At 69.0% G+C, this 17,933-nt stretch carries 15 protein-coding genes; 8 read left to right on the top strand and 7 right to left on the bottom strand.

Annotation, left to right across the window (positions count from 1 at the left end; translation table 11 throughout):
- On the bottom strand, nt 1-350 hold a 350-nt coding region (locus BUE42_RS33750; protein WP_235002371.1), incomplete at its 3' end, for a discoidin domain-containing protein.
- A 623-nt stretch (nt 351-973) separates the two neighbouring features.
- Between BUE42_RS33750 and BUE42_RS14935 the strand changes: the two genes are divergently transcribed.
- From BUE42_RS14935 to BUE42_RS14960, 6 genes are read left to right on the top strand one after another with little or no spacing between them, the layout of a single operon-like run.
- On the top strand, nt 974-1,531 hold the full coding sequence (locus BUE42_RS14935; protein ID WP_073465910.1) for a DUF308 domain-containing protein: 558 nt from the start codon (nt 974-976) through the stop codon (nt 1,529-1,531).
- A 47-nt stretch (nt 1,532-1,578) separates the two neighbouring features.
- Nucleotides 1,579-2,403 carry an ABC transporter substrate-binding protein gene (locus tag BUE42_RS14940; RefSeq protein WP_073465911.1) on the top strand — a complete coding sequence of 275 codons (825 nt, stop codon included), beginning with the start codon at nt 1,579-1,581 and terminating at the stop codon, nt 2,401-2,403.
- Nucleotides 2,404-2,430: 27 nt separating this feature from the next.
- On the top strand, nt 2,431-3,921 hold the full coding sequence (locus tag BUE42_RS34285) for an ABC transporter permease (protein WP_073465912.1): 1,491 nt from the start codon (nt 2,431-2,433) through the stop codon (nt 3,919-3,921).
- Nucleotides 3,922-3,953: 32 nt separating this feature from the next.
- The gene (gene glp, locus BUE42_RS14950) at nt 3,954-5,171 is read left to right on the top strand and encodes a molybdopterin molybdotransferase MoeA (protein ID WP_073465913.1); all 1,218 of its coding nucleotides are present in this window, start codon (nt 3,954-3,956) and stop codon (nt 5,169-5,171) included.
- A 16-nt stretch (nt 5,172-5,187) separates the two neighbouring features.
- Nucleotides 5,188-7,113, top strand: a complete 1,926-nt coding sequence (locus BUE42_RS14955) for a molybdopterin biosynthesis protein (RefSeq protein WP_073465914.1) — start codon at nt 5,188-5,190, stop codon at nt 7,111-7,113.
- A 36-nt stretch (nt 7,114-7,149) separates the two neighbouring features.
- The gene (locus BUE42_RS14960; protein WP_143171514.1) at nt 7,150-7,671 is read left to right on the top strand and encodes a hypothetical protein; all 522 of its coding nucleotides are present in this window, start codon (nt 7,150-7,152) and stop codon (nt 7,669-7,671) included.
- Nucleotides 7,672-7,693: 22 nt separating this feature from the next.
- Here the strand turns inward: BUE42_RS14960 and BUE42_RS14965 are convergent, their stop codons facing one another.
- From BUE42_RS14965 to BUE42_RS14975, 3 genes are all read right to left on the bottom strand, one after another.
- Nucleotides 7,694-9,265: a cation:proton antiporter gene (locus BUE42_RS14965; RefSeq protein ID WP_073465915.1), complete on the bottom strand. Its 1,572-nt coding sequence runs from the start codon at nt 9,263-9,265 to the stop codon at nt 7,694-7,696.
- 67 nt (nt 9,266-9,332) lie between these two features.
- Complete coding sequence (locus BUE42_RS14970) at nt 9,333-12,455, bottom strand: glycoside hydrolase family 3 protein (RefSeq protein WP_073465916.1); 3,123 nt, start codon at nt 12,453-12,455, stop codon at nt 9,333-9,335.
- Between the two features lie 242 nt (nt 12,456-12,697).
- Nucleotides 12,698-13,264 carry a hypothetical protein gene (locus BUE42_RS14975; protein ID WP_073466059.1) on the bottom strand — a complete coding sequence of 189 codons (567 nt, stop codon included), beginning with the start codon at nt 13,262-13,264 and terminating at the stop codon, nt 12,698-12,700.
- A gap of 246 nt (nt 13,265-13,510) precedes the next feature.
- On the opposite strand from BUE42_RS14975, the gene BUE42_RS14980 reads away from it, so the two are divergent.
- Together BUE42_RS14980 and BUE42_RS14985 are read left to right on the top strand one after the other, a co-directional pair.
- On the top strand, nt 13,511-14,497 hold the full coding sequence (locus BUE42_RS14980; RefSeq protein ID WP_073465917.1) for a helix-turn-helix domain-containing protein: 987 nt from the start codon (nt 13,511-13,513) through the stop codon (nt 14,495-14,497).
- On the top strand, nt 14,494-15,114 hold the full coding sequence (locus tag BUE42_RS14985) for a DUF1349 domain-containing protein (protein ID WP_073465918.1): 621 nt from the start codon (nt 14,494-14,496) through the stop codon (nt 15,112-15,114). Before BUE42_RS14980 ends, BUE42_RS14985 begins: the two co-directional genes overlap by 4 nt.
- Nucleotides 15,115-15,150: 36 nt before the next feature.
- Here BUE42_RS14985 and BUE42_RS14990 read toward each other — a convergent pair whose 3' ends face one another.
- The 3 genes from BUE42_RS14990 to BUE42_RS15000 all read right to left on the bottom strand — a co-directional run bounded on the left by BUE42_RS14990 (nt 15,151) and on the right by BUE42_RS15000 (nt 17,913).
- The gene (locus BUE42_RS14990) at nt 15,151-15,522 is read right to left on the bottom strand and encodes an efflux RND transporter permease subunit (protein WP_083614163.1); all 372 of its coding nucleotides are present in this window, start codon (nt 15,520-15,522) and stop codon (nt 15,151-15,153) included.
- A gap of 165 nt (nt 15,523-15,687) precedes the next feature.
- Nucleotides 15,688-17,109 carry an ArnT family glycosyltransferase gene (locus tag BUE42_RS14995; protein WP_073465920.1) on the bottom strand — a complete coding sequence of 474 codons (1,422 nt, stop codon included), beginning with the start codon at nt 17,107-17,109 and terminating at the stop codon, nt 15,688-15,690.
- A 42-nt stretch (nt 17,110-17,151) separates the two neighbouring features.
- Nucleotides 17,152-17,913, bottom strand: coding sequence for a MipA/OmpV family protein (locus tag BUE42_RS15000; RefSeq protein ID WP_073466060.1), 762 nt, complete (start codon nt 17,911-17,913; stop codon nt 17,152-17,154).
- Nucleotides 17,914-17,933: the final 20 nt, after the last annotated feature.

Below are 17,933 nucleotides of genomic sequence, written 5' to 3' on the forward strand. Positions count from 1 at the left end.
CAGGTGGCGCCGTCGTCGGAGACGAGGATTGCGTATTCCTTGGCGTACGCGGCTTCCCACACCAGCTTCAGGTAGCCGATCTGGGTCTTGGCGCCGAAGTCGAACTGGATCCAGTTGGTGTCGGACTGCGAGCTTTCCCAGCGGCTGTCCTGGGTGGCCTTGCCGTCGATCGCCTTGTCGGCGGTGTTGCCGCCACTGGCGGTCAACGCGGTGGCCTTGACCGGCACGACGGCGACGCCGGGCTTGCTCATGTCGACGCCGGCGGGCAGTTGCTGCGCGGGCGTCGGGGCCGGCGCGGCGGGGGCGCCGCCGGACGGGATCGACGGCGGCGGTGCCGGGGTCGTCGGCACTTCGTTGGGCGGGGTGGGGTCGTTGCCACCAACGACGGGCGGCTGTGCCGGGGGTTGCGCCGGCGGCTGACCGGGGGCGCCAACGTCCGGGCTCGGAGTCGCGGCGGAATCCGCATCCTTGCCGCCACACCCACTGAGGACGGCTGCGGCGAGGAAGAGGGAACTCAGCGCCACCACCGCTGTGCGCGGCCGGCTCTGTCCCTCGGGAATCGGGTGCTTCATGCTTGCAGGTCCTTTGATCGTGTCTATTGGCTTGGGGCGTGGCGCCGGAGAATTTCAGCAATCCTCAGTGCCGGGTGCACGCAGGGATTGATGCGCAGGTTTGATGCCAGCGTGGGTGTCGGACCACGAAAGCGGAACCGGTTCCGCTGCACGTGTCCTGCGGAGCTTGCGAGCGCACGGTCGCCGACAGGATCGGCCGCTTTTCACGCCAGAAACAACTGGATACAAACTTGACCGGTTGAGGCGCCGCGCAACAGTTTGTGGCGCTCATTGCTGCACTGCAGCGCGCCAGGGTGTGGCAGGAATCACGGCCTGGGGCGTGCCCGCATCGGTCAATCGTCCGATACCGTCGATCGGCTTTGCACGGGAGACTGGCTCGATCAACTCCGGAACTCCAAGCCATGACCTCTGCGATCTCCCTTGCCGCGAACTCCACCTGGCTGCGCAAGCTCTACCTCACGCGCGCGGCCGTCTCGATCGTGTGGGTGGCCCTCGCGTTCACGGTGGCGCTGAAATCGCCCGTCGTCGCGAGCGTGCTGCTCGTCGTGTACCCCGCATGGGACGCGTTGGCCAACGCCGTCGATGCCCGGCAATCCGGCGGCATGTCGGCCAACACGACGCAGATGATCAACGTGCTGGTGAGCGCCGTGACGACCGTCGCGATGGTGGTGGCGGTGGGGCAGGGCATGCCGGCGGTCTTCGTCGTGTTCGGCGCCTGGGCAGTGCTGTCGGGCCTGCTGCAGCTGGGCACGGCCGTGCGGCGCTGGAAGCACCACGGTGCGCAATGGGCGATGGTGCTCAGCGGCGCGCAGTCGGCGCTGGCCGGCACCTTCTTCGTGAAGCAGGCGGGCGAGCCGGGGCCGATGCTGCAGAACCTGGCCGGGTATGCGGCGGTGGGCGCGGTCTACTTCCTGATCTCGGGCGCGGTGCTGCTTTACCGCGAGCGCCGCTCGCACTGAATATCCGCGATCATGGGGGTCTCCGATCGACTCCTCTCCGGCATCCCATGAAGCAGCCTCGCCGTGTCTTCGCCGCCCTGCTCCTGGCCGCCACGGCCGCGCTGCTTCCGCAGGCGGCAGGCGCGCAGGAGAAGTTCATCGTCGTGGCCTCGACCACGTCGACGGAGCAATCGGGCCTCTTCAAGCACCTGCTGCCGGCGTTCACGCGCGCCAGCGGCATCGAGGTGCGCGTGGTCGCCGTCGGCACCGGCCAGGCGCTCGACATCGGACGGCGCGGCGATGCCGACGTCGTTTTCGTGCATGACACGGCGGCCGAGGAAAAGTTCGTCGCCGAGGGCTGGAGCGAGAAACGCTTCCCGGTCATGTTCAACGACTTCGTGCTGGTCGGGCCGAAGTCGGACCCGGCCGGCGCGCGCGGCGCGGACATCGGCGCCGGCATGGGCAAGGTGGCCGCCAGCGGCCAGCCCTTCGTCTCGCGCGGCGACCGCAGCGGCACGCACAGCGCCGAGCTGCGGCTGTGGAAACTGGCCGGGCTCGACCCGGCTGCGTCCAAGCCGGCCGGCTACCGCGAATGCGGCTGCGGCATGGGGCCGGCGCTGAACATGGGGGCGTCGATCAACGGCTACGTGCTGACCGATCGCGGCACCTGGCTCGCGTTCAAGAACCGGGGCGATCTCGCCATCCTGGTGGAAGGCGACAAGCGGCTCTTCAACCAGTACGGCGTGATGCTGGTCAACCCGGCCCGGCATCCGCAGGTGAAGAAGGAACTCGGGCAACGCTTCGTCGACTGGCTGGTCTCGCCCGCGGGCCAGGCCGTCATCGGCAGCTATCAGATCGAAGGTCAGCCGCTCTTTTTCCCGAATGCGAACTGATCGGGTGCGAACTGGCGCAGCCGCCGGATGAGCACCTTCGCCGACAGTTGGCGGCTCGCGTGGACGCTGATCGTCGGCGGCGATGTCGAACTGTGGCGCATCGCGATGCTGTCGCTGCAGGTCAGCGGCATCGCGGTGGGGGTCGGGTCGGTGGCGGGCCTGCTGCTCGGCGCCTGGCTGGCGGTGGCGCGCTTTCCGGGCCACGGCGTGCTGGTGTGGGGGGTCAACACCCTGCTCGCGTTGCCGGCGGTGGTCGTGGGGCTGCTGGTCTACCTGCTGCTGTCGCGGGCCGGACCGCTCGGGCCTCTGGGGCTGCTGTTCACGCCGACGGCCATGGTGGTGGCGCAGAGCGTGCTCGTCACGCCGCTGATCGCCGCGCTGTCGCGCCGGCTGGTCCTGGCGGCCCTGGATGAAGGCGGCGACCAGCTGAGGTCGCTTGGGGCGGGGCAGCTCGCCTGCGCGCTGCTGATGCTGGTGCACGAGCGGCTGGGCGTCGCGACGGTGCTGTTGACCGCGTTCGGCCGCGCGGTCGCGGAAGTCGGCGCGGTGATGATCGTCGGCGGCAACGTGGCCGGCGTCACGCGCGTGATGACCACCGCGATCGCGCTCGAGACCAGCAAGGGCGACCTCGCGCTGGCGCTCGGCCTGGGCCTGGTGCTGCTGGGCATCGTCGGCGCGGTCAATGGCGTGATCATGTTGCTGCAGTGGTGGGGCGGGCGCACGCGGGCCTCGCTTCCGGCGCCGCAGCCGCCGCGATCGGAGGACTCGCCGCTGGCAGGCGGCGCCGCGCCGGTCGCTGCCGATCCGCAGCCGCTGATCGCACTGCAACGGGTGAGCGTCGCGTTCGGCGACTTCACCGCGCTGCGCGACGTCACGATGACGCTCGCGCGCGGCGAACGCCTGGTGCTGGTCGGCGCCAACGGGTCGGGCAAGACCACGCTGCTGCGGTTGCTGCAGGGCCTCGTTTCCCATGCCGGCATCGTGACGCGCGCGCGCCTGCAGCCCGAGGCCCGGCTGCCGCGTGCGGCGATGCTGTTCCAGCAACCCTTCCTGATGCGGCTGTCGGTGTTCCGCAATGTCTGGATCGGCCTCTGGCTGCGCGGCATCCCGGGCGCCGAGCGCGCTGCCCGTTGCCACGAGGCGCTCGCGCGCGTCGGGCTGGGCAGCCAGGCTGCCAGGCCGGCCCGCGCGTTGTCCGGCGGCCAGCGCCAGCGCTTGGCACTCGCCCGCGCCTGGGCCACGCAACCGGACCTGCTGCTGCTCGACGAGCCCACGGCGAGCCTCGACCCCGGCGCGAAGCGCGAGGTCGAGGCGCTGATCGAGCAGATCGCTGCCACCGGCGTCACGATTGCGATGAGCACGCACAATCTCGGCCAGGCCAAGCGCCTGGCGACCCGCGTGGCCTACCTGGAGGGTGGACGCGTGGTGGTCGAGCGCCCGGTCGACCTGTTCTTCACCGACGACGCGCTGCCGGCCGAGGCCGCGCAGTTCCTGCGAGGAGAGCTGCCCTGGACATGACCCGAAGACCCGCTGGGACGAAGGATGTGCGCATGCACGGCTTCGCGCAGCGCAGCGAGGTGGGCGTAGCCCAGGCCTGGGTCGACCTGGCCAGCGCGCGGCCGTTGCCTGCGCAGCCCGTGGCGGTGGAGGACAGCGCCGGTCGGGTGCTGGCCGCCGACCTGGTCGCGACCATCGACGTGCCGACGTTCCAACGCGCCGCGATGGACGGCTTCGCGCTGCGGGGCGCGGAGACCGACGGCGCCGGCGAGTACAACCCGATCGAACTGACGGTGCAGGGCCAGGCCTTGCCGGGCCGGCCGTATGAGGGCAAGGGCGAGGTCCCGGCCGGCACGGCGGTGCGCATCATGACGGGCGCGCCGCTGCCCGACGGCCTGGATGCGGTGATCCCGGCCGAGTACGCCACCGAGGCCGGCGGGCGCATCGCGATCACGCGGCCGGTGTCGCCGTGGCAGCACGTGGGGCGCGTCGGCGAGGACATCCAGGCCGGCTCGACGGTGCTGCCGGCCGGCCGCCGCCTGCGACCGCAGGATGGCGGCCTCGCGGCCTCGCTCGGGTTCGCGCAGGTCAGCGTCGTGCGGCGTCCACGCGTGCGGCTGCTGGTGACCGGCAACGAGGTCGTCGCCCCTGGCGCGCCCAAGGGGCCGTGGGAGATCTACGATGCGAACTCCGTGCTGCTGCGCGGCCTCATCGCGCGTGATGGTGCGGAGCTGGAGAGCCACCAGCGCATCGGCGACGAGGCCGCCGCGATCGGCGCCGCGATGAGCGCGCCGGGCGCCGACGTGGTGCTGGTCTCCGGCGGGTCGAGCGTCGGCAGCGAAGACCACGCGCCGCAATTGCTGGGGCAACTGGGTGACTTGGCGATCCATGGCGTCGCGATGCGGCCGTCGAGTCCCGCGGGCATGGGCCGCATCGGCGACACGCTGGTGTTCCTGCTGCCCGGCAATCCGGTGTCCTGCCTGTGCGCCTACGACTTCTTCGCCGGGCGCGCGATCCGCCGCCTGGCGGGGCGCGGCCCCGATTGGCCCTATCGCCAGCGCCGGGCGACGGTGGCGCGCAAGATCGTCTCGGCCGTGGGCCGGGTCGACTACGTGCGCGTGAAGCTGGAGGGCGATGCGGTCGAGCCGCTCGCGATCTCCGGCGCGTCGGTGCTGTCGTCGACGACGCGCGCCGACGGCTTCGTCGTCGTGCCGGCCGAGAGCGAGGGCTACGGCCCCGGCAGCGAGATCACCCTCCACCTCTACGACTGAAAAGCCGAGCCCCGCCGTGAAGTCGACATCGCAATCGCAGTTCCTGGATGTCATCACGCGCGACGAGGCGACGCAGCGCTTCCAGCGCCACCTGAGGCTCGCGCCGCTCGGGCAGGAGCGCGTCGCGCTGGGCGCGGCGCTGCACCGCGTGCTGGCCGAGGACGTCGTGGCCGGCATCGACGTGCCGGGCTTCGACCGCTCCAACGTCGACGGCTTCGCAGTGCAGGCCGCCGACACGCACGGCGCGCAGGAGGAGCGGGCCCGCACGCTGCACTTGAGCGACGAGCTGCTGCGGCCAGGCGTCGTGCCGCGGGTCACGGTGACGGCGGGCACGGCCACCACGATCGCCACCGGCGGCATGCTGCCGCGCGGGGCCGACGCGGTCGTGATGGTCGAGCACACCGAGTTGCGCGATGACGGCCGCGTCGAGATCCGCCGCGCGGCGACGGCCGGCGAGAACGTCAGCTACGCCGGCACCGACATCGCGCGCGGCGAGGCGGTGCTGCGCGCGGGCCAGCGCCTGACCTCGCGCGAGATCGGTGTGCTCGCCGCGCTCGGCCTGGCCGACGTGCCGGTGCACCGCGCACCGCGGGTCGCGATCTTCTCGACCGGCGACGAGATCGTCGCACGCGGGCAGCCGCTGCGCACCGGCGCCGTCTACGACTCCAACGCCGCGATCATCGGCGCGGCGGTCGAGGAACTCGGCGGCCGGCCGGTGCACCTGGGCGTGATCCCCGACGACGAGGCCGCGCTGAGCGCGGCGCTGGCACGCGGGCTGGCCTGCGACGCGGTGGTGTTCTCGGGCGGCACGTCGAAGGGCGAAGGCGACCTGTCGTACCGCGTCGTCGGCCGCCTGGCCGATCCGGGCATCGTCGCGCACGGCGTGGCCCTGAAGCCCGGCAAGCCGGTGTGCCTGGCGGTCACCGGCGGCAAGCCGGTCGTCATCCTGCCGGGCTTCCCGACCTCGGCGATCTTCACGTTCCACGAGTTCCTCGCGCCGGTGCTGCGCGCCTTCGCGGGCCTGCCGCCGGACCGGCAGGACACGGTGCCGGCGACGCTGCCGATGCGCGTGAACTCGGAGCGCGGCCGCACCGAGTACCTGCTGGTCGGGCTGGTCCGCACGGAAGACGGCCTGGCGGCCTACCCGATGGGCAAGGGCTCGGGCTCGGTGACCGCTTTCAGCACGGCGGACGGCTTCATCACGATCCCGCAGCACACCGAGATGCTCGATGCCGGCGACCGCGTCGACGTGCAGTTGCTCGGGCAGGGCCTGGAACCCGCGGACCTGATCCTGATCGGCAGCCACTGCGTCGGCCTGGACTGGCTGGCGGGGCAGATGATCGGAGAGGGCTGGCGCGTCAAGTCGCTCAACGTGGGCAGCAGCGGCGGCCTGATGGCGGCGAAGCGCGGCGAGTGCGACATCGCCGGCATGCACCTGATGGACCCGGCCAGCGGCGAATACAACCGGCCGCTGCTGACCGACGCGTTGGAACTGCTGCCGGGCTATGGGCGGATGCAGGGCATCGTGTTCCGGCCAGGCGATCCGCGCTTCGAGGGGCGCAGCCGCGACGAGGCGGTCGCGGTGGTGACCGGCGACCGCGACTGCGTGATGGTCAACCGCAATGCCGGCAGCGGCACGCGCGTGGTGATCGACCGGCTGCTGGGCTCGGCCCGTCCGTCAGGCTACGGCGTGCAGACGAAATCGCACAACGCCGTGGCGGTGGCGGTGGCGCAGCAGCGCGCGGACTGGGGCGTGGCGATCGACACGGTCGCCCGCCAGTACGGGCTGGGCTTCATCCCGGTGCAGGAGGAGCGCTACGACTTCATCGTGCCGAAGTCGCGGCTCGAGCGGCCGGCGGTGCTGGCGTTTCGCCGGCTGCTGGAGGCTGCAAGCACGCGCGCGGCGTTGCGAGGGCTGGGCTTCCGCGTCGACGCGGATTGAGGCGGATGGCGATCCGGCGTCGGCAAGAATGACGGCATGAAGCAACGAGAACAGACCCGTCGATCCGCCGTACCGACCCTTCGTCGTCTGTCGAGCGTGCTGCTCTTCATCGGCGCCTTGGCGGGCTGCAACCTGGCGCCGAACTCGGCCGGGCAGATCAGCGAGCGCATCGGCGAAGTGGCCAACGAGCCGTCCAGCAAGGAGCTGGACCTGGGCCGGCTGACTTCGTTCGGCTGGGACAGGCTTTACCTGTTCAAGGCCGGCACCACCCGCGAGGCGATCTGCCGGTTTCTGAGCGCGAACCGCAACCTCTGCGACCGCGTCGTGCGCTACGAGTCCGTGCCTGCGGCCCACATGGCGATCCTGTTCGCGCTCGACGGGCGGCTGACGCACATCGAACTGCATGCGCTGGCCAACGGCGAGTTCGATGTCGACCCCGGCCCTGAAGGCCTGCCACGGTCCGACTGCGTCTTCAGGATCAGGCATGCGGCCTCCACGGGCGAAGCGTCGGTCGCGCACCTGGAGCCGATCCCGGTGGCTGCGTCAGGCCCTCGATAGCTGAGGCGCCAGGGATTCAGGCCTACCCCGTCGCGTCCGCATTCGCGGCGCGCAGCGGGTCGGACACCTCCAGCCAGTCCAGGTCGTTCTCCAGGCTGTGGAACGCGTCGTCGCCGATGTCGCCGGCGTCCCTCATGCCGAGCAGCGCGTGGCGGGCGGCCTGCAGCGCAGCGCGGTAGCGGCTGTCGTACTCGGCACCGAAGGAGGCGAAGGGGCTCTCGCTGTCGTGGAGCTGCCGGCCAAGGTGCATCTTGAGGTTCTTGCGCACCAGGTCCCCGGCTGCGGAGGACTCCTGCGGCAACTGGGCGAAGGCCGCGTCCAGCATGCGCTGGCGGGCGGCGTGCTCCTCTTGCGCGACGGGGTCGCCGTCGTGCAGCTTGAGGGCGCGCAGCAGCGGCTTCAGCGTCAGCCCCTGGATCAGCAGCGTGCCCAGCACCACCAGAAAGGCCGTCAGCACGATCAGGTCGCGGGCCGGAAAGTCCGCGGGCAGCGCGAGCGCCGCGGCCAGCGTGACGATGCCGCGCATGCCCGCCCACGAGATCACCAACCCGCTGCCCACGGTGGGTCGCAGCATGGGCCGCGGCGGGTGAAAGCCGTGGCGCCGGTCGCGCCAGCGCACCACCGCGTTGAAGCTCATGTGCCACGCGATGCGCACGCCGATGACCGTGGCCAGCACGGCGGCTGCCACGCCGAAGTACTGCTCCCGCGCCGCTGGCGCCAGCTCGACCAGGATCGGGCGCACCTGCAGCCCGATGAAGATGAACGCGAAGATGTTCAGCGCGAACACGACGGTGGCCCACACCGCATTGGTGGGGATGCGGATGCGCGCCGGTATGCGCGCCGGCGCCGTTCTCGCCAGCGTCATCGCGAAGGCGACGGTGGTCAGCACGCCGGAGAGCCCCACCTGCTCGGCCAGCTGCCACACGGTGAAGGTGCCGATGAACTGCAGGATGATGGCCGTCGGGATGTGCTGCACCTTCTCGAACAGGCGCTGCGCGAGCCAGCCCAGCGCCGGCCCCGCGACGAGGCTGCCCAGCACGGCCAGCAAAAAGGTCGGCGCCACCGCCTGCACCGAGAAGCCGCCGGCGGCGACGGCGCCGACCGCGAGACGATAGATCAGCAGCGCGCTGGCATCGTTCAGCAGGCTTTCGCCTTCGAGGATGCCGAGGATGCGCTGCGGCGGACGCAACGGGCGCAGCACGGCCGTGGCGGCCACCGCGTCGGGCGGGGCGACGATCGCGCCCAGCGCCACCGCGGCGGCCCATGGCAAGGTCGGTACCAGCGCATGGACCACGACTGCCACCGCGGCCGTGGTCAGGCCGACGGCGACGATCACCAGGCTGGCGAGCGGCGCCCAGTTGTCCCGGAGATCCCTCAGCGACGCGTCGTAGCCGGCATCGACCAGGATGGGCGCGACGAACAGCGCCAGCACGAGGTCGGGTGGCAGGCTCATCCGGGGCGCGCCGGGGATCAAGGCCAGCAGCGCGCCACCGATGGCGAGGAAGACCGGGTACGGCGCCCCGGCGCGCCGGGCGGTGGCGGCCAGGACCACGGCCGCCATGAAGAGGATCAGGAGCTGTTCGAGTTCGTGCACCGGCGCAAGTATGGCCGCGCCGCCACCGCAAGGAAAGGCACGAGCCGGCGGTGGCGACCGCGATCCGTCAGGGCCGGAAGGCCACGTTGCGCACCGTCATCTGCACGCCGCGCTGGTCGTTCCAGCGCGGGAACACCGAGAAGCTGCCGATGCGCGCCACGTCCAGGCAGGCGGCCGCCCCGGCCAGCACCGTGCTCATCGGCACCGACACCGTGGCCCACGCGCCTTGCGGCGGCCGGCCGATCGAGATGTCGGCGGTCGCGCAACCGGCGCCGCTCTCCAGCTTGAGGGTCAGGTCCGAGGTGTTGCTGCCGTAGAGGTAGGGGTAGACCTCCAGTGTCAGCCGCCCGGCCCGGTACGCCGACAGGTCGGTCGCCGGGCCGCTGATGAAGACCATGCCGTTGGCGCCCACGGTGTTCGAGAACTGCATGCGGATCTCGGCCGGCGACGCACCCACCGGGATCACCTGCCAGCTGACGTGGCCGGCCGTGCTCTGGTAGCTGCTGAAGCCGAAGCCCGGTGCGACGCCGTTCGGCCCGAACAGCGCGAAGTCGCTCTGCTGACCCGAGCAGCCCGAGACCCCGCCTCCCAGCGCACCGCCCTTGACCACCTTCAGGTTGGTGAAGGCCAGCGTCAGCGCGCCCATCGACTCGAGGCTGAACGGCGTGTCGATGCTCGCGAGGTTGGCGCCGGTCGACGCGAAGCAGCTGAGCGGGATCTTCAGCGTCTGCCTGGCGTTCAGCGGCAGGCTGCGCAGCGTCTGCGTCAGGTCCACCGTGCCGCGGCACGGGTAGCCGCAGTCCATGTGCAACTGCACCGCGGCGGCGGGCGCCTGCGAGACGATGGTGTCGAACTCCAGCGTGCCGTCGGTGTAGCCCGAGAGGTTCTGGCCGCTCGCCGCCTTCGAGAAGATCTGGCCCGGCGAGAACCAGGTGACCAGCTTGGCGTCCTGCTGCGTGTTGATCTGCGTGGTCTGCACCCGCATCGCCGCGGTGCCGGTGGCCGGCACGTTGAGCGTCGCGTTCAGGTCGCTGCCGACCGGCACGCTGGCCCAGTTGTTGGCGGCGGTGTTGACGTTCAGCGCAAAGGGCGCGACGTCGCCCTGGTTGAACAGCACCAGCGTGCCGCTGCCCTGGCCGCAGGCCGACGGCACGGCCGGTGTCGGCAGCGTGCCGACGCTGGCGGTGCTCGTGTAGGTCAGCCCGTAGCCCGGCGCGAACTGCGGTTGCTGGCCGTCGCCGAGGTTCAGCGGCGTCTGGCAGGCCGAGGCCGGCCACGAGAACGACAGCGTGCCGTTGAAGTCGAAGCCGACCGCGCCCTGCGCCGTGCGGTAGAGCACGTCGCTGACGCCCTTGCCCTCGGTGCCCGGCAGCCAGCCGGCGACGAAGGCATCGGATTTGTTGATCAGGTCGTTCGCGTACAGCGGGCGGCCCGCCAGCAGCAGCGTCACCACCGGCTTGCCCTTGCCCGACACCGCGTTCAGCGCTGCCAGGTCCTCCGGGTAGTTGGCCGCGTGCGCGAGCGTGCGGCTGCCCTTGATGTCGCCGGCGCCTTCGGCATACGGCGTCTCGCCGATCACCGCGATCACCACGTCGTAGTTGGCCGGGTTCTTGTCGGTGCCGGTCGCGCTGTACTCGACGTTGGCGCTGCCGGCCGCCTCCTGGATGCCGGCCAGCACGGTGTCGCTGATGCCGGTGAAGTCGGCATTGCTGTTGCCGGTGCCCTGCCAGGTCAGCGACCAGCCGCCCGACTGGTTCGAGATGCTGTTGGCGCTCTTGCCGACCACCAGCGTCTTGCGCCCGCGGGCCAACGGCAGCAGCGCGCCGTTGTTCTTGATCAGCACCAGCGACTTGCGCACCGCGTCGCGCGCCAGCGCACGGGCCACCAGCTGGCTTTGGACACCGGCTCCGGCGGACTGCGACGGCTTGCGCCCGTTGAACAGCCCCGAGCGCATCTTGACCCGCAGGATGCGCGTCACCGCGTCGTTGATGCGCGCGATCGGGATCGCACCCGAGCGCACCTGGGCCGAGGTGTTGCTGATGAAGGCCTGCCACTCGTCGGGCACCATCACCATGTCGATGCCGGCGTTGATCGCCTGCGCGCAACTCGCGTTGCTGCAGCCGGGCACCTGGCCGATGCCGTTCCAGTCCGACACCACGAAGCCGTCGAAGCCGATCTTGGTTTTGAGGATGTCGGTCAGCATCTGCTTGCTGCCGTGCATCTTGCCGACGTTGATGCCGGCGGCTGCATTGGTCCAGCTGTTGAAGGACGCCATCACCGTCTGCGCCCCGGCGCCCAGCGCGCTGTAGTAGCCCTGGCCGTGGATGTTGATCATGTCGGCGGTCGACGCCATCGTCACGCCCTGGTCGACGCCCTGGTCGGTGCCGCCGTCGCCCATGAAGTGCTTGGCGGTCGCGACCACGTTGGTGTCGCTCGCGAAGCTGCCTTGCAGGCCGGTCACGTAGGCGCCGGCGTAGGCGCGCACGATGGAAGGATCTTCCGAGAAGCTCTCGTAGGTGCGGCCCCAGCGGTCGTCGCGCACGACGGCGATCGTCGGCCCGAAGATCCAGTTGATGCCGGTGGCGCGCACCGCCTGGCCGACCGCCGCGCCGATCTGCTGCACCAGCGCCGGGTCATGCGCCGCGCCGAGCCCGATGTTGTGCGGGAACAGCGTCGCCTGGTAGACGTTGCTGTGGCCGTGGATCGCGTCGGTGCCCCAGATGAGGGGAATCCTGGTGGCCATCGAGCTGGCCATCGACGCGTTGTAGTACTGGTCGGCCAGCGCCACCCAGGCGGCGGCGCTCGCGTGCTTGTCGCCGTTCGGCCAGGAGCCGCCGCCGTTCAGCACCGAGCCGATGAAGAACTGCCGCACCTGGTCGGGCGTGATGCTCTTGATCTCGGGCTGCGTCATCTGCCCGACCTTCTGCTCGATCGTCATCGCCGCGACGATCTGCGCGATGCGCGACTCCATCGCCGGGTCGCGCGCGATCGCGCTGGTGACGGCCGGCCAGTCGGTGTAGGTGGGGGCGGGCGCGATGACGGCAGCGGCCTTCTCGGGCCGGGCGCCGGCGGCATGGGGGCTCATTTCCTCGGCTGCGGCCGAACCGCCTCCGCCGCAGCCGGCGGCCAGCAGCGCGCTCAGCACGCCCAGGGCCGCGGCACCGTGCCGGGCAAGGTGCTTCGAATTCATGGTGTCTCCTCGGGATCTCGGAATGGCGGTCGGTCCGGCATCCGCTTTCTCTTCGTGCCTCATCCCGGGAGGGTGGCCAAGAGTGGAAGCGGTTCCACAGATTGTTGTGGATGGGGTGGGCCGCTTTGCAGAGGGATAACCCGCTGGTCTGAGCCTGGACCTGCCGAGTTCCGGTACCAGAAGCACCATCCACCGCTTTCCCAAGCAGTGGTTGATCGTCAGCGTGCTCTCGCCCTCCAGGCTCACTTCCGCGCAAGCGGGATCTGCAGATTCGTCGGCCTGTTCTCTTCCTTGTCGAACCCACGGCCGTCCACGTTGCGTGCACCCCAGAACAACATGCCGTGGCTCAGGTAGACGAGGTCGAACTCCATGAAATTCTTGCCCTCGCTCAACCCGAACGGGGCGAACGCTTTGCCGAAGACGCTTTGCGTGTCGTTGACTTGCCACTTTCTGTAGCCACTGGCGGCGATCTGGTTCAGCAGATCGGCAAACCCCTGGTTCAGCGGCGTCACCTCGTAAGCCTCGTCGGCGACGAAGTCAACCTTCTGCGCCCCGGCGGCGATCGCGTGCGGTCCGCGCCAGATCATTCGGCCCCGGATGGCGATCCGAGCGATGGGAACCGCACCGTTCGGGTCTGCCGAGTTGACGATGCCCAACTCGAACCGATCCCCAGCCAGGTACTTGAACTCACGCTTCAGATAGAACGGCTTCAGCGTGCCGTCAGGATTCTTGCCGGCGCTCGGCCGGACCTCCGGGGCGACGCTGACCCAGTCGCCCACAAGGGCCTCCTTGATCTGTTCCACGTTCATGACGGGCATTCCTTCGGGTCTGCGAGAGGGGGCGGTTGTTGAAGCACAGGCTGCGAGCGTCAATGCCAGCACGTGCGCCAGGAGGCGCGAAACACATCGTGTCCACATCTGGAAGGAGGTCCTCGACGGAGAAGGTGTGCCCACTATGCAGCGTGCGCGCCCGGCACCGTTAGCCCAAATCGGCAAACCAGCGCGGAATCCGAGCCAGGGCTATTCTTCGGCAGCAGCGCCGCCACGGGACACCGCATGACACTCAAGCTGGATGTATTCGACAACTTCCACGTGCATGGCGCCTCGGCGCCAGAGTGGAACCAGCGCTACCTTCAAGTGTCGCCGGGGGTCATGCACAGTTCGCTTGCCGAAGCGACGACCGGCAGCATCCACGTCTTTCGCAAATGGATGAGCGAGCGGGTGATTCAACAGGGCTGTCTGCCCAACGGCAAGATCTGCTTCGCAATCCCGCTGGGGAAGTTGGCCGAAACGCCCCGGATGCAGGGCCATGAAATGCACGGGGACAGCATGGTCGTCCTTCGCAGTGGCGACGAGTTCACGCTGCAACGCCCGAAAGGCATGGAGCTTGTGGCGGTGACGTTCGAGCTGGACGAATTTCGTCGCCTGTCCGAGGAACGGCCGTGGGCACCGGGCGCCCGGACCCTGCTGTCCCGCTCCGTGCTGCGTGCCCCGGGGCACGCGATGCAGCGATTGCGGTACGCCCTGCTTTCGTTGCTCGATGACACGCTGGCAACCGACCCACGCAAGTCGGAAGCAATCGAGGATCAGTCGGTATCCTGCGGCGTGTTCGAAGCGCTGCACGAACTGTTCAATGGTGCGGCCGACGCAGGGCAGGCTGTCGGGAGCGCGTCGGCCAGTTACATCGTCGCGCAATGCCATCGAATGGTGGAAGGCAGCGGGAATTCCCCGCCCAGCGTGGAGGATCTATGCCTGCGCCTTCGCACGAGCCGGCGGACCTTGCAGAACAGCTTCAGGCAGGTCGCCGACACGACGCCGGTGGACTACCTGCGCTGCGTGAGGCTGAACGTCGTGCGGCGGCAGTTGATGTCGACACGAGCGGTGGACCTGAACATTGCGCAGGCGGCCGCGGACAGAGGATTCAACCATCTGAGCCACTTCGCCCAACGGTACAGGGCGCTGTTCGGCGAGTTGCCGTCGCAGACACTGCGAGGCAGCACCTGCGCAACCACAAGCGGGCCGAATACGATAGCCACGACATGAACGACTCGCCGCTCTTCGAGGACTTCTCCAAGCCGGATTTGAGCCCACGCCTGAGTTGGCGCTGCGAACCCGCGAGCTGGCGTGTAGACAGCGCTGCAATGTGCCTTCGGCTCAATCCAGACGCCACGACCGACTTCTGGCAACGAACTCACTACGGCTTCGAAGTCGACAACGGCCATTTCCTGTACCTTGAGGCTGCTGGCGACTTCGTGCTCACAACCAAGGTCACGTCGAACCCGCTGCACCAGTACGACCAAGCGGGCCTCATGGTGCGTCTGTCGCCCGCTTGCTGGCTCAAGACCTCCGTCGAGTTCGAGCCAGATGGCTCCAGTCGCTTGGGCGCGGTTGTCACCAATGGTCAGTATTCGGACTGGTCAACACAGCCCATCGCTGCAGAGGTGCGTACCGTCTGGTTTCGGGTCCGGGCCGAAGACAACGACTACATCGTCGAGTCGTCCTTCAACGGTCAGAACTGGGAGCAAATTCGGATGGCACGCCTGCTTGAACGGCCGGCAGCGAAATCAGTGTCCTGTGGTCTTTACGCCTGTAGCCCGAAGGCCGCAGGTTACGAGGCGGAGTTTTCGTTCTTGCGCTTCGAACCAGGGCGAATACGCTAGATGCGGCATGGTGTCCGACCTGCCTGCCCCGCAGCGTCAAGCTGTAGACGGTCGCATCGCGTCGGCTGAAGGGTTGCGACAGGCATCCACAATGGCCCTGTCCCGCGTCAGTCCACCCTGCAAACGGGCCATGACGGCATAGTCGACGATCAGAATGGAGTTCTTCGTCGAAATGCCCATCAGCATGAGCAGACCGATCATTGACGGCAGCGACATCGTCGCCCCGGCGAGATAGAGCGCAACGAACGCGCCCGGGATCGAGAGGACAACTGCTACCAAGATGGTCATGGATTGCACAAAGTCCTTGAGAAGCAGGACCAGGACGACGTAGATGCACAGCACCCCCGTCACCATGGCTGTGCCGAAACCCTGCGAGAGTTCGTCCATCGCCTTTGCAGGCGCGGTCATGGCGGGTGATCTGGGCGGGACCGCTGCCGGTCGCGAGTGATGCGACGTGGCGAATGGAACGTGACGGTCACCGTCAGGGTCGGCGCGAGGCGCCGCTTTCGCGGCCTGTGCTTCTGCGCAATCTGCTCATGGGTGCTTTCTGGGGGTCGCCCGGCAGCGAGGCTGTCATCGCGCGCAGAGGCGAGACAGGTGCAGCAGGACGAAGCCGCCGACCTCGGTCCGCTGCGTGACGCAGTCGAAGCTTGCAAGGACGTTGGTGTCGTCATCGCGCAGCGCGACAAAACCGCCGCTCGGTGCCAGGCGCTTCAGCGCCTCAGCCGGGGAGGTGGCGAACTCCGCCCGGCCTGCGCTGTAGAACGAAGCCGAGTGAAGCCGTTCGGTCACGAACACCAGCGGCTCGGCATCCTGATGGCGCTGTGCTTCCCAGGCGCTGACGACGGCCTTGGCGGAGCTGCTGCCGAACGTGCCCGCACGCTCGGCGTGGATGAGGAGTCCCAGCGCACTGGCGGTCGACAGTGCCAGTCCCCCGGCAATCCAGGCGTGCATGCGTTCTGAGCCGACGCGACGCGACAGCCAATGGCTGGCCAGCAAGGCCATCGCCGGGAGGGCCGGCAGCGCATACGGCAGGATGATGTTGCGCGCCGCTGTGAAGAACACGAGCGGCGCCAGTGACCAGCACGCGAGGTAGGCTTGCCAGGAGCGCGTGTCGACATCGGGGCTGGCACGCTCGGTCCGTGCCACACGAGGCGTGGATGCGGCGGCCAGCAGCAGCAGCGGCCAGGGCAGGGTCGACACAAGGGCGAAGAGCCAGATCGTTCCCGGAGGAAAGGCATGGGCGAAGCCATAGCGGTCGCCGGACCATCCCGGCGTGAGGAAGCGGTGCCAATGTTCACCGATGAGGTAGTAGTCGATGAAGCCGGGCGTCTTCAGTTCTGCCGCGATGTACCACCAGGCGGCAGCCGCGGTCGTCGCTGCCAGCCCCGGGATCCACGGGACGTCCCTCAGCAAGCGGCGCCCCTGCCTTGTCCACACGGCCCAGGCTGCCGTCGGCAAGCCTGCCAGCACGAGTGCCAGTGGGCCCTTGGCCAGCAGTCCGATCGCCAGGCCGGCGAACAGCAGGATGGCGCCGTCGCGATACCGCGGCCCGTGCAAGGCCTGCCACAGGCCGCACAGCGCGAGCGTGTTGCCGACCACGAGGGCTTCGTCGGTCATCACGGCGCCGGCCGATACCAGGAACAGGGATGCACCGCACAGCAGGCCGAGGGTGGCCAGCGGTGGGGTGTCGCGGCGTGACGCCGCCAGGCGGCCGCATGCCGAGGCGACGAACAGCATGCAGAGGAAGTGGGGCAGCCGGGCCGCGAGCTCGTTGACGCCGAACACCTTCATGCTGGCCGCGGTGAGCCAGAACGACAGCGGCGGCTTGGCCCAGAACGGCACGCCGTTGTCATGCCAAGGCGTGATCCAGTCGCCGAGCTCGAGCATCTTGCGGCCGATCTCGGCATAGCGCGCCTCGGTGGTCTCCATCAACGGCAACCAGGCCATGGCGAACAGGCGCAGCGTCAGCAAAGCGGCGATGAGCAGCACCATCGCCTTCGACAGGCGACCTGAAGGGCTTGTGGCCTGCATCGCTCAGAAGAGATACAGGTAGCCGAATCGGACGCCGTCTTGCCTGGAACGCTCCACCAACGGGCTGTCCTTGATGCCGGCGCCCAAGCGGGTCGTGTTCAGGTCGAGCGAAAGCTTGTGGCGCGGTGCGAGCGAATAGCCGATCCGCACCCCGGCTTCAACGTTCGTCGTGGACTTGCCCGGGTAATACGGGCGGGTCGAGGTGGATTCATCCGCGCGCACGCCGTAGTAGTAGTCGACGTACTTGCCGTCGAAGCGGTGGAGTGCGAGGCGCGGCGTGAAATCGAAGTCTCCGGCCTTGAACTCACGTTCGATGCTCAGGCTGGCGCGTTTCCCTTTGCTTTTGCCGGAGGCGTCTCCCAGAAGTTCGACGGACAGGGTGGCAATGTCGGTATTCAAGCTGCTCGCGCCGCCGACCCAGAAGCTCGCCTTGCGCTCGGCCATGCCGGCCAGGTAGGGGGAGTCACCGGGTTCGTATCCGTCCCCGGCATAGTGCAGCCTTGCGCTGAACGACAGGGAGTCAGTCGACAGCAGCTTCAGGTCGAGGGTCGGTCCGATCAAGCTGACCCAGCGGCTGTCATAAAAGATGAAGGGCAGTGCCTTCGCCTTGTTGTCGAAACTTCGATAGGGCTTGCGGTCGTACAGGGTCACGAGGCCGAGGCCCCATTGCGAGCCTTGCCGTTCCTCGTCGGCCTGAGCGGAAAACAGCGTGAGCAGGCCCAGGGCGAGGACACCGGCTCTGACGACGGGACGAATGTGGGACATCATGGAATTCCAGGGGTGGG

Origin of the sequence: Rhizobacter sp. OV335, assembly GCF_900142965.1 — a bacterium.
Lineage (GTDB): Bacteria > Pseudomonadota > Gammaproteobacteria > Burkholderiales > Burkholderiaceae_C > Rhizobacter.